The 15,848-nt window shown below is 70.5% G+C and carries 14 protein-coding genes; 6 read left to right on the top strand and 8 right to left on the bottom strand.

Going from position 1 to position 15,848, the window contains the following annotated elements; translation table 11 throughout:
• Window positions 1-129: 129 nt before the first annotated feature.
• The 4 genes from EPD65_RS03130 to EPD65_RS03115 are packed head-to-tail and all read left to right on the top strand — an operon-like array spanning window position 130 to window position 5,941.
• Complete coding sequence (locus EPD65_RS03130; protein ID WP_131581698.1) at window positions 130-768, top strand: hypothetical protein; 639 nt, start codon at window positions 130-132, stop codon at window positions 766-768.
• Between the two features lie 55 nt (window positions 769-823).
• Window positions 824-2,653, top strand: a complete 1,830-nt coding sequence (locus EPD65_RS03125) for a peroxidase family protein (RefSeq protein ID WP_131581697.1) — start codon at window positions 824-826, stop codon at window positions 2,651-2,653.
• Window positions 2,654-2,672: 19 nt separating this feature from the next.
• A complete protein-coding gene (locus EPD65_RS03120; RefSeq protein WP_131581696.1) occupies window positions 2,673-4,616 on the top strand; it encodes an acyl-CoA dehydrogenase family protein in 1,944 nt (647 codons plus the stop codon).
• Window positions 4,616-5,941, top strand: a complete 1,326-nt coding sequence (locus EPD65_RS03115) for a cytochrome P450 (protein WP_131581695.1) — start codon at window positions 4,616-4,618, stop codon at window positions 5,939-5,941. The genes EPD65_RS03120 and EPD65_RS03115 overlap by 1 nt, the downstream gene beginning before the upstream one ends.
• Before the next feature lie 10 nt (window positions 5,942-5,951).
• Here EPD65_RS03115 and EPD65_RS03110 read toward each other — a convergent pair whose 3' ends face one another.
• Window positions 5,952-6,278, bottom strand: a complete 327-nt coding sequence (locus tag EPD65_RS03110) for a DMT family transporter (RefSeq protein ID WP_131581694.1) — start codon at window positions 6,276-6,278, stop codon at window positions 5,952-5,954.
• A 25-nt stretch (window positions 6,279-6,303) separates the two neighbouring features.
• On the opposite strand from EPD65_RS03110, the gene EPD65_RS03105 reads away from it, so the two are divergent.
• On the top strand, window positions 6,304-6,924 hold the full coding sequence (locus tag EPD65_RS03105; protein WP_243640420.1) for a TetR/AcrR family transcriptional regulator: 621 nt from the start codon (window positions 6,304-6,306) through the stop codon (window positions 6,922-6,924).
• 134 nt (window positions 6,925-7,058) lie between these two features.
• Here the strand turns inward: EPD65_RS03105 and EPD65_RS03100 are convergent, their stop codons facing one another.
• The 4 genes from EPD65_RS03100 to EPD65_RS03085 all read right to left on the bottom strand — a co-directional run bounded on the left by EPD65_RS03100 (window position 7,059) and on the right by EPD65_RS03085 (window position 12,433).
• Window positions 7,059-8,474, bottom strand: a complete 1,416-nt coding sequence (locus tag EPD65_RS03100; RefSeq protein WP_131581693.1) for an aminobutyraldehyde dehydrogenase — start codon at window positions 8,472-8,474, stop codon at window positions 7,059-7,061.
• 11 nt (window positions 8,475-8,485) lie between these two features.
• Window positions 8,486-9,844 carry a flavin monoamine oxidase family protein gene (locus EPD65_RS03095; RefSeq protein ID WP_131581692.1) on the bottom strand — a complete coding sequence of 453 codons (1,359 nt, stop codon included), beginning with the start codon at window positions 9,842-9,844 and terminating at the stop codon, window positions 8,486-8,488.
• Between the two features lie 85 nt (window positions 9,845-9,929).
• Window positions 9,930-11,003 carry a threonine aldolase family protein gene (locus EPD65_RS03090; RefSeq protein WP_131581691.1) on the bottom strand — a complete coding sequence of 358 codons (1,074 nt, stop codon included), beginning with the start codon at window positions 11,001-11,003 and terminating at the stop codon, window positions 9,930-9,932.
• Window positions 11,000-12,433 carry a DUF6421 family protein gene (locus tag EPD65_RS03085; RefSeq protein ID WP_131581690.1) on the bottom strand — a complete coding sequence of 478 codons (1,434 nt, stop codon included), beginning with the start codon at window positions 12,431-12,433 and terminating at the stop codon, window positions 11,000-11,002. The genes EPD65_RS03090 and EPD65_RS03085 overlap by 4 nt, the downstream gene beginning before the upstream one ends.
• A 131-nt stretch (window positions 12,434-12,564) precedes the next feature.
• Here EPD65_RS03085 and EPD65_RS03080 point away from each other — a divergent pair, with 131 nt between their 5' ends.
• The gene (locus EPD65_RS03080; RefSeq protein WP_131581689.1) at window positions 12,565-13,041 is read left to right on the top strand and encodes an Lrp/AsnC family transcriptional regulator; all 477 of its coding nucleotides are present in this window, start codon (window positions 12,565-12,567) and stop codon (window positions 13,039-13,041) included.
• A gap of 8 nt (window positions 13,042-13,049) precedes the next feature.
• Here EPD65_RS03080 and EPD65_RS03075 read toward each other — a convergent pair whose 3' ends face one another.
• The 3 genes from EPD65_RS03075 to EPD65_RS03065 all read right to left on the bottom strand — a co-directional run bounded on the left by EPD65_RS03075 (window position 13,050) and on the right by EPD65_RS03065 (window position 15,781).
• Window positions 13,050-13,994, bottom strand: a complete 945-nt coding sequence (locus tag EPD65_RS03075; RefSeq protein WP_131581688.1) for a nitrilase-related carbon-nitrogen hydrolase — start codon at window positions 13,992-13,994, stop codon at window positions 13,050-13,052.
• 43 nt (window positions 13,995-14,037) lie between these two features.
• A complete protein-coding gene (locus EPD65_RS03070; protein ID WP_243640419.1) occupies window positions 14,038-15,108 on the bottom strand; it encodes an agmatine deiminase family protein in 1,071 nt (356 codons plus the stop codon).
• A gap of 127 nt (window positions 15,109-15,235) precedes the next feature.
• Window positions 15,236-15,781, bottom strand: coding sequence for a TetR/AcrR family transcriptional regulator (locus EPD65_RS03065; protein ID WP_243640418.1), 546 nt, complete (start codon window positions 15,779-15,781; stop codon window positions 15,236-15,238).
• Window positions 15,782-15,848 lie beyond the last annotated feature (67 nt).

Below are 15,848 nucleotides of genomic sequence, written 5' to 3'. Positions count from 1 at the left end.
CCGACCCACCGTGCGTTTGTGAAAAGTGAACGGGATCACATCTGTGCACGGCGCCCGCGGCTCCCTATTGTCGTGATGGCGCGGCCGTGCCGCCTCTCGGATCACTCCCCTCACACCGGAAGGCGCTCCATGGACACCGACAGCACCGACGTCACCGCCGAGGCGCAGGTCGCCTCCTGGCGGGCGCTCGCGAGCACCCGACCGGTGGATGCCGCCGGCGCCGCGTGGGACCGGATCCTCGAGCTCCAGGAGCTCGGCCGCAGCGACCGCAAGCAGGCGGACGCCTTGCTCAACGAGCTCTTCCGCGCCGGCGCTCCGGCCCGCGGGCTCGACGGTCCGACGGACGGCATCCTCGTGCTGACCACGACCACGGCGCTGACCGACGCGGCGTTCAAGGCGCTCACCTCGGTGTGGATGCCCTGGGAGGGCAAGCGCTTCGACGCCGACACCCAGTCCGGCGACAACCGGATGACCGACGAGGCGACCGTGGTGAGCAAGGTGCTCTGGCCGCTCTACTCGATGAAGGACACCCCCGCCGGCAAGATCGCCTTCGACTTCGCGACGTACGTCGAGTCGGGCAAGGACGACCCGGACCGGGAGGTCATGGTCATCGACTACGCCGACATCAAGGACAACCCGCGGCTGCTGATCCGCAGCATTCGCGACGAGCTGGTCGAGCTCGTCGACGGCACCTACCTCGGCAAGATCCTCTACCGCCTGCCCACCCGGTCCTACGCGAAGCTCGGCTACTTCGCCCTGCGCACCTGATCCCGCGCCTCCCCGCATCCCTCGCCCCGCCCGAGCACGTCCTCCAGGAGAACCGATGAGCCCGAAGATCCCGAACCCGCTCAACCTGCAGTGGTACCAGCACCCCTCCCTGCTCCTGCAGCTCAATGCCCTCTCCAACGAGCGCGACGACCTGCGCGAGAAGAACCTCTTCGAGGGCGAGGGCATCCGGCCCGACACGGACCTCGGCGAGCCGACCCCGGACGCGGTGCAGGGGCGTACGCCGGACGGCGCGTTCAACGACCTCGGCTGCCCGCACATGGGCGCCAAGGGCACGGGCTTCGGGCGCAACGTCCCGATCGAGAAGACGATCGTCGACCGCAAGCGGCTGCTCACCCCGGACCCGCGCGAGATCAGCCGCAAGCTGATGGCGCGCGACAGCTTCAAGCCGGCCGGCATCCTCAACGCTCTCGGCGCGGCCTGGCTGCAGTTCGAGAACCACAACTGGTTCTTCCACGGCAACGGCCTCGCTGACCGGGTCATCGACATCCCGCTGCAGCCGGGCGACGACTTCCCGGAGAACCCGATGCGGATCCGGGAGACCATCCCGATGCACGGCGAGATCAAGGACGGCTGCCCCGCGCCGGTCTTCGCCAACGAGGAGACCCACTGGTGGGACGGCTCCCAGATCTACGGCAGCGGCCAGGAGAAGCAGTCCACGATCCGCACGTTCGTCGACGGCAAGATCAAGGTCGACGACGACGGCCGGCTCCCGACGAGCGACATCCCGGGCGTCGACCTGACCGGCATGCAGGAGAACTGGTGGTTCGGCCCCGGCCTGCTGCACACGCTCTTCGCGCGCGAGCACAACGCGGTGGTCACCGCGATCAAGAAGGCGCACCCGGAGTACAACGACCAGCGGCTCTTCGAGCTCGGCGTCCTCGTGGTCTCCGCGCTGATCGCGAAGATCCACACCGTCGAGTGGACCCCCTGCGTGCTGCGGCACCCAGCGCTCCAGATCGGCATGAGCGCCAACTGGTACGGCGCGCTGGGCGAGGCGTTCAAGGACAAGGTCGGCCGCGTCGGTGACTCCGAGGCGCTCTCCGGCATCATCGGCTCGGCGACCGACCACCACTCGGCGCCGTTCTCCCTCACTGAGGAGTTCGTCTCGGTCTACCGGATGCACCCGCTGATCCCGGACGACTGGTCGTTCTACTCGCTGGAGTCGGGCCTGCACCTGTCCGACGCCTACTTCACCGACATCCAGGGCCGCTACACGCGCGACTTCATGGACTCGATGACGATGGGCGACCAGTGGTACTCCATCGGCAAGGCGAGCGCCGGCGCGGTCTGCCTGCACAACTACCCCAACGCGCTGCGCAACCTGACCCGCATCGACGGCCAGGTCACCGACCTCGCCACGCTCGACATCGTGCGCGACCGCGAGCGCGGCGTCCCGCGCTACAACGACTTCCGCGAGGCGCTCCGGATGCCGCGTCGCAAGCGGATCGAGGACATCACGCCCAACAAGCAGTGGGCCAAGGAGATCAACGAGGTCTACAACGGCGACGTCGACGCGGTCGACCTGCAGATCGGCATGCAGGCCGAGCAGCCGCCGAAGGGCTTCGGGTTCTCCGACACCGCGTTCCGGATCTTCATCCTGATGGCGTCGCGCCGCCTGAAGAGCGACCGCTTCTTCACCACGGACTTCACCCCGGAGCGCTACACGAAGACCGGCTTCGACTGGGTCAACGAGGCCACCATGAAGGATGTCCTGCTCCGCCACTACCCGGAGCTGGAGCCGGTCATCGGCGACGTCGAGCGGGTCTTCGCACCGTGGCACGAGCTCGGCGCCACCGAGCCGGGCAAGAAGCCGACGATCATCCGCGCTGCCGACACGGTGAAGTCCTACCTTCCGTGGGGCTGACCCCGGACCCGGTCGCGCGATGACCGAGACCGCGCAGACGCGCGCAGACGCCGGCGTGCTCGCCGTCCTCCTGGACGGCGAGTACGCCGCGTTGCGCGCGCGGGCACGCGACTTCCTCGTCGAGCACGCCTCCTTCCACACCGAGGCGGAGTCGCTGGATCGCGACGCCTACCGCGACGGGGTGCGCGACCTGGTGGTGGCGGCCGCTGCGCAGGGCCTGACCGGATCGGGCTTCCCCGCCGCGTACGGCGGAGGCGACGACTTCGGCGGCAACGTCGCGGCGTTCGAGACCTTGGCGTACGGCGACCTGTCGGTGCTGGTGAAGTTCGGCGTCCAGTTCGGGCTCTTCGGTGGCGCGATCCACCAGCTCGGCACCACTCCGCACCACGAGGCGTGGCTGGCCGACATCGCCTCCGCGCGGCTGCTCGGGTCGTTCGCGATGACCGAGACCGGGCACGGCTCCAACGTCCAGGCGATCCGCACCACCGCGACGTACGACGCGGCGACCGGCGAGTTCGTCATCGACACTCCCGACGACGACGCGCGCAAGGACTACATCGGCAACGCCGCGCGGCACGCGCAGGCGGCCGCGGTCTTCGCGCAGCTCGTCGTCGACGGCCCCGACGGCCAGCCCGAGAACCACGGCGTCCACGCGCTCTTCGTCCCGCTCCGCGACGCGAGCGGCGCGACGCTGCCCGGCGTACGGATCGAGGACTGCGGCACGAAGCTCGGCCTCCAGGGCGTCGACAACGGCCGGATCTGGTTCGACGGCGTCCGCGTGCCGCGCACCAACCTGCTCAACCGCTACGGCGACGTCTCGCCGGACGGCGTCTACTCCTCGCCGATCGACAACCCGGATCGCCGCTTCTTCACCATGCTGGGCACGCTCGTGCAGGGCCGGGTCTGCGTCGGCGGAGCGGGCATCACGGCCAGCAAGGTCGCACTCACCATCGCCACCCGCTACGCAGCCGAGCGCCGCCAGTTCGGCGCGGCGGGGCAGCCCGAAACCGTCCTGCTCGACTACGGCCAGCACCAGCGGCGGCTGATGCCGCTGATCGCGCGCACGTACGCGCTGCACTTCGCCCAGGAGCGGCTGGCCCGCGACTTCCACGAGGTCTTCACCGCGGGCGATGCCACGACCGAACGCCGCCGCCGCGCCCTGGAGTCCCGCGCCGCAGCCACCAAGTCGCTCGCCACCTGGCACGCGACCCGCACGATCCAGGAGTGCCGCGAGGCGTGCGGCGGCGCGGGCTACCTCGCGGTCAACCGGTTCGCCGCGCTGAAGGCCGACACAGATGTCTTCACCACCTTCGAGGGCGACAACACGATCCTGCTCCAGCTCGTCGGCAAGGGGCGGCTCACCGACCTGAAGGACGAGTTCGGCTCCCTCGACGGCGTCGCGATGGCGCGGTACGTCGGACGGCAGGCCGCCGAGACGCTCGCCGAGAAGGTCATTGCCCGCTCGGTCATCGAGCGGGTCCGCGACGCTGCCCGGGGACACGACGAGGGCGAGCCGGGCGGCGACCTGCTCGACCCGGCGTACCAGCTCCGGATGCTGCGGACCCGCGAGGAGCGGATCACCGGCAGCGTCGCCCGGCGGCTGAAGGCCGGCATGGACGCGGGCGTCGATCCGGCCGAGGTGTTCAGCCGGTGCCAGCACCACCTGCTCGCGGCGGCATCGGCCCATGCCGAGCGGATCGTCCTCGAGGCCCTGCTCACCAAGGTCGAGGCGATGCCGGCGGGTCCCGAGCGCGACCTGCTCGCGAAGGTCGGCCACCTGCACGCGCTGTCCGAGATCGAGCGCGACCGCGCCTGGTGGATGGAGCACGGCCGGCTCTCCACCGAGCGGGCCAAGTCCGTGACCCGCGCGGTCGATACGTTGTGTCGTGAGCTCCGCGATGACGCCCTGACCCTCGTCGACGCCTTCGGCGTTCCCGAACCCCTACTCACTCAGGAGATCTGATGGCCCTGGACTTCAAGCACGCCTCGATCGTCGAAGGCGTGCGGTTCACCGCCCAGGTCGGCGTCCCCAACGTCGTGCAGGGTCTGTTCAAGAAGCGGCCCGGCGTCGTGAGCACGGTCGGCAAGCTTCCCGCGGATGCGCTCGCCTTTCGCCTGGTCGCCGGGCTCGCGGCGAAGTACGGCCCCGACCCGTTCTGGGTGCGGGTCGGCGGCGACGAGGCACTCCTGCTCACCCACCCCGACGACCTGCGGGTCGTCCTTGGCGGCAGCCCGTCGCCGTTCGCCTCCGACCCGGACGCGAAGCGCAAGGGCATGACCGCCTTCCAGCCGACCGCGCTGACCATTTCGCGCGGCGACCTCTGGGCCGACCGCCGGGCCTTCGCCGAGGCGGTGCTCCAGACGGCCTCGCCGCTCCACTCGCTGGCTGAGACCTTCGCCGCGGTGGCGGTCGAGGAAGCCGACGCGCTGCTCGCGACAGGCGGCGACCTCTCCTACGAGGCGCTCAACCTGGCCTTCCAGCGGCTCACCCGGCGGGTCGTCTTCGGCGCCGCGGCCGCGGACGACACCGCGCTGACCGACGAGCTCGGCACGCTGATGGCGGCCGGCAACAAGATGCCCGGCGCCCCCGCCGAGGGGTACGACGCCTTCCACGCCCGCCTCGCCGCCTACGTTGCCTCGCCCGACGCCTCGGCTCTCACCGGTCTGGTCGCCGGTGCTCCGAGCACGGACGAGACCGACGTCCCGGGCCAGCTGATCCACTGGCTCTTCGCGATGGGCGACACCCTGCCGACCAACCTCTACCGGACCCTCGCCCTGCTCTCCGCCCACCCCGACGCGCTGGCGCGGGCGCGTGCGGAAGGCGCCGGCGGCGGGTCGGTCGCGGACGTCGCCGGGTCGGCGTACCTCGCGGGGTGCATCCTCGAGGCGATGCGGCTGTGGCCGACCACGGCGCTCTTCGGTCGTGTCCAGGCGGAGGAGTACCGCTGGACCAACGGGCAGAAGACGCCCGCCGGCACCCAGCTGCTGATCCACAACCTGTTCAACCACCGCAACGCCGAGCGGGTGCCGTTCGCGGACCGCTTCGCACCCGAGGAGTGGAGCGAGGGGAAGGCCGGCGAGGACTGGTCGTTCAACTTCTTCAGCCACGGACCGCAGGGGTGCCCCGGCTACGGCCTGTCGATCTTCCTGGGGCAGGCGTTCCTCGGCCGGCTGCTCGCGCAGGCGACGCCGCAGATCTCGCGCGGCACGGCCCTCGACGCGGAGAAGCCGCTTCCCTACGGCTGGGACGTGTACGCCGCCGCGATCGCGCTCGATCCCGCGGAGTGACGCGTCGGCGTCAGTGGGCGCCCTGCAGGTTGAGCACCACGACGCCGGCGACGATCATCCCGAGCGCCGCGACCTTCGCGGCGTTGAGGGACTCGCCTAGCCAGAGCACGCCGATGACGGCGACCAGCGCGGTGCCGAGCCCGGACCAGACGGCGTAGGCGGTGGAGACCGGCATGTGCCGGATGACGAGCGCGAGCAGCCAGGCCGAGAGCGCGTAGCCGCCGAGGACGACCGCGGTCCACACCGGATCGCGGAAGCCGTCGGCGCGCGCCAGGGCGGAGGTCGCGGCGACCTCGAGCGCGATGGCGGCGACGAGCAGGCCGAAGGCGACGTACATGGTGGTTCCTCTCAATATGTAGCAGGTGCTACACATCAATGTAGCACCTGCTACAGTCGGCGTCACGACGACGCAGGAGGCAGCCATCGCCAAGGACCCGCAGCGCCGCGCAGCCTGGACCGAGGTCGCGACGGACTACGTGCTCGCGCACGGCCTGATCGGCCTGAGCCTGCGCCCGCTCGCTGCCGAGCTCGACACCAGCGACCGGATGCTGATCTACCACTTCGGCTCGAAGGACGCGCTCGTCGCCGACGTGCTGCGCTGCTCCAACGACCGGGCCGTGGCCCAGCTCGCTGCCCTGCCGCCGTCGAACGGACTCAGCGACGCGGTCGGCGATCTCTGGGACGCCGTGCAGTCGGCCCCGGCCGACCGCTGCACCCGTATCTACGTCGAGGCCTCGGCTCTCGGCCTCTTCGGCCAGGAGCCCTACGCCTCCGTCGTCCGTGACGCGAACGCCGTCTGGACCGCCGCGCTGGTCGGCCATCTGGTCCGCTCGGGTGTCGCTGCTGACCTGGCGCCGCGTGCGGCCGAGCTGATCGACGCCGCGTTCATGGGCTTCCAGCTCGACCTGCCCCTCGATATCGACCCCGCTGCCCGCCTGCGCGCCGTCGCCGACCTGACCACTGCCGTCACCGCCCTCGCCTGAGCCGCGACGGCTGCCGTGTGTCCGCGGCGTCGCCCGTCGCACGCCCGCTGTAACGCGGTGTTCTCGTGACGTGTGCGCCGCTGCAGAGGGCAGTGGCGACGAGAACCCCGCGTTACAGCTCGCGGGCGGCGCGATCAGCCGTGCGCGTGCATCACGTGCTTGATGCGCGTGTAGTCCTCGAGGCCGTAGCGCGACAGGTCCTTGCCGTAGCCGCTCTGCTTGAAACCACCGTGCGGCATCTCGGCCACGAGCGGGATGTGGGTGTTGACCCACACGCAGCCGAAGTCGAGCTCGATCGAACAGCGGTGGGCCGTGCCGTGGTCCTTCGTCCAGACGCTCGAGGCGAGGCCGAAGTCGACGTCGTTCGCCAGCGCGATCGCCTCCTCCTCGGTCTCGAACGTCTGCAGCGTCACCAGCGGTCCGAAGGTCTCCTGCTGCACGACGTCGTCGTCCTGCCGTACGCCGGCAACCAGCGTCGGCGCGAAGTAGTAGCCCTGGCTCCCCACCCGGGCTCCACCCGTGACGACGCGGGCGTGCGCCGGCAGCGAGGCGACGACGGACGTCACCCGCTCGAGCTGGCTGGCGTTGTTCAGCGGACCGTAGAACGGGTCCTCCACATCCGGACCGGTGGTCACGTCGGCGATCGCCGTCACGAGTGCTGCCTCCAGCGACTCCGCAATCGAGGAGTGCGCCAGGATCCGGGTCACCGCGGTGCAGTCCTGCCCCGCGTTGAAGAACGCTCCGACGACGATGCCCTCGACGGTGGCCGCGAGATCGGCGTCGCCGAAGACGATCGCCGGTGCCTTGCCACCGAGCTCGAGGTGGACCCGCTTCACGTCCGGAGCGGCTGCGGCGGCGACCTGCTTGCCGGCGCCCGTGGAACCGGTGATCGAGACCTGCGCTGCCGCCGGGTGGGCGACGACGAGCTTGCCCGTCTCCCGGTCACCCGCGAGTACGTTGAGCACGCCCGGCGGCAGGATGCCGGCGGCGATCTCGCCGACCAGCGCGGCCGACCCGGGCGTCGTGTCCGACGACTTCAGCACGACGGTGCAGCCCGCGGCGAGCGCCGGAGCAACCTTCCAGATCGCCATCATGAACGGGTAGTTCCACGGCGCGACCTGGCCGACGACGCCGACCGGCTCGCGGCGTACGTACGAGGTGTGGCCGGCCATGTACTCGCCGGCCGCGCTACCCTCGAGCGCGCGAGCCATGCCCGCGAAGTAGCGGAGCTGGTCGATGCCGACGGCGATCTCCTCGTCGCGGGTGAGCGCCTCGGGCTTGCCGGTGTCGCGGAGCTCGGCGGCGAGGATCTCCTCGGCGCGCTCCTCGAGCGCCGACGCCAGCGCGAGCAGCAGCTTCTGCCGCTCGGCAGGCGTCGTCCGACGCCAGGTGCGGAACGCCTCCGTCGCCGCCGCGTACGCCGCGTCGACGTCAGCGGCACCCGACAGCGCGGCCGTGTCGTGGACCTCGCCGGTGCGCGGATCGATGATGTCGCTGGTGCGACCGTCCGCTGCGGGGACGACCTTGCCGTCGATGACGTTGCTGATCATGGTGCTCTCCTTCAGGACGCGAGGATCTGCTGATCCAGGATGTTCTGCGCGAGGCGGGTGCCCATGCGGACCGCCCCGTCGACGTGCTGGAAGCCGAGGCCGGCGATGTCGCTCGACCCGAAGCGGATCGGGCCCACCGGCTCGTGGAGCTTTGCGCCCCAGCGGGTCAGGCTGCCGACGTCGAAGCTGGTCGCGTAGGCGCCGCCGGTGAGCTCCTGGTGCTGCCAGTCGCTCTCGACGTACGTGCGCGGGGTGAGCGCCGCGTCACCGAAGTACGCCGCGAACGACGCCAGGATCGCGGCCCGGCGCTCGTCGGCGGAGACGCGGCCGAGCGCGTCGGCGTTCAGGTCGGAGACGAAGCCGACGAGCGTGCCGGTCGCCTTGCCGTGCAGGGTGTTGTCGTAGACCTCGTGGACGAGCTCCCACGGTCCGAAGCCCGTGCCCGACAGGCCGGCCTCCCGCCAGAACGGGGTGTCGTACTCCGCCTGCACCTTGATCACCAGGCCGAACGACTGGTGCTCGCGGGCGTGGCGGTGCTCGGCGGGCAGCTCCGGCGTGATCCGGATCCGGCGGACGTGCGTCGGCGGCAGCGCGAGGACGACGTTGCGGGCGCCGATCTGCTCACCATCGACGGTGACCACGGCGCCATCTGCGGTCCAGGCCACGTGGGTGACGTCGGCGGAGAGGCGCACCCGGTCGCCCAGACGCGCGGCCAGCGCAGCCGGCACCGAGGCGAGTCCGCCCACAACGCGCTTGTCGAGGATGAAGTCGGCATCGACCAGGTGCGTGAACGAGCCGGCGCTGGCCGACATCAGCACCGCGGTGAGCGCGGAGAACGAGTGCGTCGGCTTCGTCAGCATCGCCGGGCCGAGGTAGAGCGCGATGTTGTCGCGGGCCTCCTGGTCGGTGGTCTGGGCGTCGAGCCACTGCGCGAAGCTCACGGAGTCCAGCGACGCCGCCTGCGGGTGCTCCCACGGACGGTCGGGATCCATCTGCGCCGCCAGGTCGTCGATGACGCCGATCAGCCGGTCGATCTCCTTGCCGGTCTGCTCGTCGACCGGCAGCTCCTCGCCGGTGAAGCGGCGCGCGATGCGGGCGCGGTCGACGTACAGGGACTCGCCCTCGCGGTACCGGGAGTACGTCGACAGCCCGAGCTCGGCGACCAGCGCGATCAGCGCCTCCTGGTCCGGCGACACCCACTGCCCGCCGATCTCGAAGTCGGAGCCGTTGTGGTCCTCGGTGCGGAGTCGACCTCCGACGCGGTCGCGCGCCTCGAGGACGAGGACGTCCTGCCCGCCCTCGACGAGGCGCCAGGCAGCGGTGAGGCCGGTGACGCCGGCCCCGACGACGACGGTGTCGTAGGTCTTCATGATCGATACCAATCTTTGAATGATGTTCAAACTTGGATCCACCGTAAGCCTCCGATGTGTGGCGCGCAACACCCTGCGCCGAAAATCAGTGCGCCCCTGTTTCACGGGAAACCGCCGCGACGAGCGCATCGACGTCCTCCTCGGTCGTGTCGAAGCTGCACATCCAGCGCACCTCACGGGTGGCCAGGTCCCAGTCGTAGAAGCGGAAACCCTCAGCACGCACCCGATCGGCCACTCCCTGCGGCAGCGTGGCGAAGACGCCGTTCGCCTCGGTCGGTCGGTCGAGGCCGACGCCCCGGATCGAGCCGTCCGCGAGGCCCGACTCGACGCCAGAACGCAGCCGCTGCGCCATTGCGTTGGCGTGGCTCGCGTTGCGCAGCCACAGATCCCCCTCGAGCAGGGCGATCAGCTGCGCCGACACGAAGCGCATCTTCGATGCGAGCTGCATGTCGAGCTTGCGGAGGTAGCGCAGCCCGGACGAGGCCGCCGGGTCGAGCACGACCACCGCCTCGCCGAGCATCGCGCCGTTCTTCGTCCCGCCACAGCTGAGGACGTCGACTCCGACATCGCGCGTGATCTCGCGCAGCCCGACTCCGAGGGAGGCGGCCGCGTTGGCGAGCCGGGCGCCGTCCATGTGCACGCGCATGCCGAGCCCGTGCGCGTGATCGCAGAGTGACCGCAGCTCCTCCGGCGTGTAGACCGTGCCGACCTCCGTCGACTGGGCGATCGAGACGACGAGCGGCTGGGCCCGGTGTTCGTCACCCCAGCCCCACGCCTCGCGGTCGAGGAGCTCGGGGGTCAGCTTGCCGTCAGGCGTCTCGACGGGCAGCAGCTTGATGCCCGCAACACGCTCCGGGGCACCCGCCTCGTCCGTGTGGATGTGCGCGGTCGTCGCGCAGACCACCGCACCCCAGCGCGGGAGCATCGACTGGAGCCCGACGACGTTCGCACCGGTGCCGTTGAACACCGGCCAGGCTTCGGCACCCTCGCCGAACTGCTCCGTCATCACCGACTGCAGGCGCTGCGTGTAGACGTCCTCGCCGTACGCGACCTGGTGGCCGCCGTTGGCAGCGGCGATCGCGGCCAGCACCTCGGGATGGATGCCGGCGTAGTTGTCCGAGGCAAAGCCCCGGACGCTTTCGTCATGGAGGGAGGTCACGGCAGCAGCACCTCCGAGCTGCCCACCATCCCCGCGGTGGACTCGATGACGGGTCGCATCTTCTTGTCGAGCGACTCGTAGAACATCGACAGCGGGAACTCGTCGTCGAGCACCGCATCGGTGTAGCCCTTCGGCGCCCCGGCCAGGATCTCGTCCGGCAGCCCGCGCGCCCAGACCGAGGCCGGGTGCGGCGTGAGCGTCGAGCGGATCAGGTCGTACGCCGCGAGCCAGTGCGCCGTCTTCGGCCGGTCGATCGATCGCCAGTAGAGGTCGTCAATCGCTTCGCCGAGCGCGACGACCGCAGCCGGCACCCCGTCCCAGTCGAAGGCGAGCGAGGTGTCGGTCCAGTGCAGGACCCCACGCTGGTGCAGCCACGCGAAGAGCAGCTGGCCGCCGAGCCCGTCGTAGTTGCGGACCCGCGACCCCGTGATCGCGAACCGGAAGATGCGGTCGAAGAGCACGGCGTACTGCACGAGCCGCGCGTGCTCCAGCGTCTCCGCATCCTCGGTCACCGCCTCGAGCCGCACACACTCGCGGTACGCCGTCAGGTCGCACCGCAGCTCCTCGAGCGAGTAGAGGAAGTACGGCATCCGCTGCTTGATCATGAACGGGTCGAACGGCAGGTCGCCCCGCATGTGAGTGCGGTCGTGGATCAGGTCCCAGACGACGAAGGTCTTCTCCGTGAGTGCCTGATCCGCAAGCATCCGGGCCGCCTCCTCGGGGAGGGCGAGGTCCGTGGTGGAAGCCGCGGCCGCGACGACGCGACGGAAGCGAGCGGCTTCCCGGTCCTGGAAGATCGCTCCCCAGCTGAACGTCGGGGTCTCGCGCACGGCGACCGTCTCCGGGAAGAGCACGGCGCTGTTGGTGTCGTAGCCGGGGGTGAAGTCGAGCAGACGCAGTGGGACGAAGAGCCGGTTGCCGTAGTCCCCCGCCTCGAGGTGTGCCACGAACTCCGGCCAGATCACCTCGACCAGCAACGCCTCGACGTGCCGATCGGAGGAGCCGTTCTGCGTGTACATCGGGAAGACCACGAGGTGACGCAGCCCGTCGATGCGCTGCTGCTGCGGCTGGAAGGCGAGGAGCGAGTCGAGGAAGTCCGGTACGCCGAACCCGCCCGCTGCCCAGCGCCCGAAGTCCCGCACGCACGCACGCAGATAGGCGTCGTCGTGGGGGAACGCCGGACGCAAGGCCTCGACGGCATCGGTGATGGTCGCGACCAGGTCCTGCGCGGCCGGGTGGTTGCCGGCATCGGGCACCGAGCCGTCCTGGACCTGGAGCGCCTGCAGTGCGGTCGCTGCTGCCTTGAGGCTCAGCCACGCCTCGCTCGTCTCGACGTCACGCGCCCCAACCACGTCCTCGACGACCTCCGGCTCGCCGATGACGGACTGCGTCGGGCGGGACGGGTGGGCGCCGAGCTGCTGCGTGGACATGGACGGACCTCCGATGCGGAAATCGTGGGAACGGGTTCCCTGCCAGCGTACGGACAGATTTTCCGTTTGCATCGCTCCAGCGCAGGAACTTTTTCGGTTCGTTACCGGTCCTGGCTGCTAGCCTCGCCGTCATGTCCGTGCCCGACGCAACGCCCGCGCCCCTCGACGATCCGATCGACGAGGGCATCGTGCGCGCGATGTGCGCCGACGCCCGCACGACACTGGCCGATCTCTCCGCTGCCGTCGGCCTCTCGGTCTCCGCAGTGCAGACCCGCCTCCGGCGTCTCGAGTCCCGCGGCGTCATCACCGGCTACCGCGCGATGGTCGAGCCCGCCGCGGTGGGCAAGCCGCTCGCCGCCTTCGTCGAGATCACTCCCCTCGACCCGGGTCAGCCGGACAACGCTCCCGAGCTGCTGGAGCACCTGACCGAGATCGAGGCGTGCCACTCCATCGCCGGCGATGCGAGCTACATCCTCTTCGTTCGCGTGGCCTCGCCGCGCCACCTCGAGTCCCTGATCCGCGATATCCGGAGCGCCGCGTCGGTCAGCACCCGGACGACCGTCGTACTCCAGACGTTCTACGAGGGTCGTCCGGTCCTCCCGGCCTGACCCTCCGCTCAGCGCGGAGCGGTGAGGCTCGCGTAGGTGTCCGGGCGACGGGTGTCGAGGAACGGGAAGAGCGTCAGCCAGTCCCGGCGCTGGTCGAGGTCGAGCGTCGCGACGAGGACGGCGTCACCCGACCGCGGCGCCTGGGCCAGGATCCGTCCGTACGGGTCGGAGATGAACGACGATCCGTAGAAGTCGACCCGGCCCTCGTTGCCCCAGCGGTTCGGGACGCACATGAAGAGCCCGCTCGTGATCCCGTTGCCGACGATGACGTGCTGCCACAGCGGCTGGGTGTCGAAGTCCGGGTGGTCGGGCTCCGAGCCGATCGCGGTCGGGTACGCCAGCACCTCGGCGTCGGCGAGGGAGTAGGCGCGGGCGACCTCGGGGAACCACTCGTCCCAGCACGTCGGCAGGCCCAGCCGCGGCGCTCCGGCTAGGTCGGGCACGTGCACCGGGTACGGCTCGTCCGCCGGGCCGTGCCGGAAGAAGAGGTCCTCGAAGTAGCCCTCGGTCACCGGGATGTGCGTCTTGCGGGTCCTGCCGACCAGCTCTCCCCCGGGAGCGACCAGGATCGCGGTGTTGTAGCCGAGGCCGTCGTCCGAACCGTCCGGAGCCGGGGCCGCCTCGTAGAGGGAGGCGTGCACGAAGACGCCGTTGTCGGCGGCCAGCTTCGCGACGAGGGTGCGGGTCGGCCCGTCCTCGAGCGACTCCGCGAGATCCGCCGGACGACCCTCGGGACGGAAGTCCGCGGGGTAGCGCGACAGCGTCAGCTCGGGCAGGAAGACGACCTGCGCACCGGCCTCGGCTGCGCGGCGTACGCCGTTGGCGAGGGCCGCTGCGTGGGCGTCGGCGTCGGGCTGCCAGTGCATCTGGACCACGCCGACGGTGAGCGTGCGGCCGGGGCCCTCGCTGGCGCGGGCGAGGGAGGGCAGGGCGGGAGAGGTGATGAGTTCCATGGGATGTCCTTGGGATCAGTGACGAACGGTCAGGGCACGACAGTCAGGGCTGGACGCGCGGCTGCTGCTGCGTGATGCAGTGGATGCCACCGCCGCGGGCGAAGATCGGCCGGGCGTCGACAGGGACGATGCGTCGTCCGGGATAGGCGTCGGCGAGGACGGCGAGCGCCTCCTCGTCGACCGGGTCCGCGAACGAGCACGCGATGACGGCGCCGTTGCAGACGAAGTGGTTGACGTAGCTGTAGTCGACCCAGCCCTCGTCGTCGCGGAGGGTGGCCGGAGCCGGCAGCCGTACGACGTGCAGCGGCTTGCCGTCGGCGTCGGTCTCGGCCTCGAGCAGGGCGATCAGCTCCCGGGAGACCGCGTGGTCCGGATGCGCCGGGTCGCGCTGGTCATGGACGAGCACCACGCCGCGGTCGGCGAAGGTCGCCACGATGTCGACGTGGCCGCGCGTGCCGAAGCGCTCGCTGTCCCGCGTGAGACCGCGGGGCAGCCAGATCACCTTGCGCGCACCGAGCGTGCGGGTCAGCTCCGCTTCGACGTCGGCCTTCGTCCACCCCGGATTGCGACCGGGGTCGAGCTGGACCGTCTCGGTGACGAGGAGCGTTCCTGCGCCATCCGTGTGGATGCCGCCGCCCTCGTTGACCATCGGCGAGTCGATCCGGGCGGCTCCGGTGGCCTCGGTAGCGACGAGGCTGGCAACCGCGTCGTGCTCCCAGCTGGCCCAGTCCTGCTGGCCCCAGCCGTTGAAGACCCAGTTGACGGCACCGAGACGCCGATCCGATCCTTCGCCCTGGACGACGAACGTCGGGCCGATGTCGCGGTACCAGGCGTCGTCGAGCAGCTGCTCGTGCACGGTGACGCGCTCGTCGAGGAAGCGGGCCGCCGCCGCGCGCTCCGAGGGCGGCACGAGCATGTGGACCGGCTCGAAGTCGACAATCGCGTTCGCCACGGCGGCCCACGTACGCCGCGCCTCGTCCGCCTCGGCGGGGGTGTCGCCGAGCGTGTACGACCCGGAGGGCCAGGCCATCCAGGCCGCGTCGTGGGCAGCGGTCTCGGCCGGCATCATCCGCCCCGCGGACCCGACATCCGTATTTGAACGTGATTCAAACATGGCGCCCAACGTAAGCCCGGACGCGAGCGGCCGCAAGGGATCGCCCCGAGATTTTTCGGGCGCAGACGCACCACGGCCCCGCCACCGAAGCGGTGACGGGGCCTGGCCGCGGAAGGGAGGCGGGGCCTCAGCCACCCGCCCTGGCGGAGAGCTCGGCCGGGAGCAGCGCACGTGCGTGGTCAACCGCAGCATCGATACTCACGTCGTCCTCGCCGAGCACGATCGCGACGCTCAGCCCGTCGAGCAACGCGCAGATCCGGCGGGAGAGGACGGTCGCGTTGTCGACCTCCGCCTCGCCAAGGAGTCGGGCGAGCTCGTCGCGCCACACGGCGTCGAGCTCCTCGTAGGGCGCACGGAGCTCTTCGATGCGGAGCACGCGGGGCCAGACCTCGATCCAGACCAGCCATCGCGGATCCCCCAGGCCCTGCGGCATGAACTGGCGACAGAACAGGTCGAATCGCTCCCCGAAGGTGACCTCCTCGGCGCGCGACTCCTCCCACCGTGCCCACAGCTGAGCCTCGCTCCAACGGAGCACCTCGAGCAGCAGGCCGTCCTTGCTCCCGAAGTAGTAGAGGAGGTGTCCGGCGCTCGTCTCCACGCGTCGTCCGAGCTCCGCGAGCGTCAGGTCGGCGAGGCCGCGCTCGATGAGCAGCTCCCAGGCGACCTCGAGCACTCGCTCCCGGGGACGATCGAGACGACGATGGCGTCGTGGGGATTTTTCCGTGGTCACCCCTTGACCC

Source organism: Nocardioides jejuensis (genome assembly GCF_004337475.1).
GTDB classification, from domain to species: domain Bacteria; phylum Actinomycetota; class Actinomycetes; order Propionibacteriales; family Nocardioidaceae; genus Nocardioides; species Nocardioides jejuensis.
The sequence above is the reverse complement of the archived record's forward strand: the minus strand, read 5'-3'. Positions and strand labels throughout refer to the sequence as shown.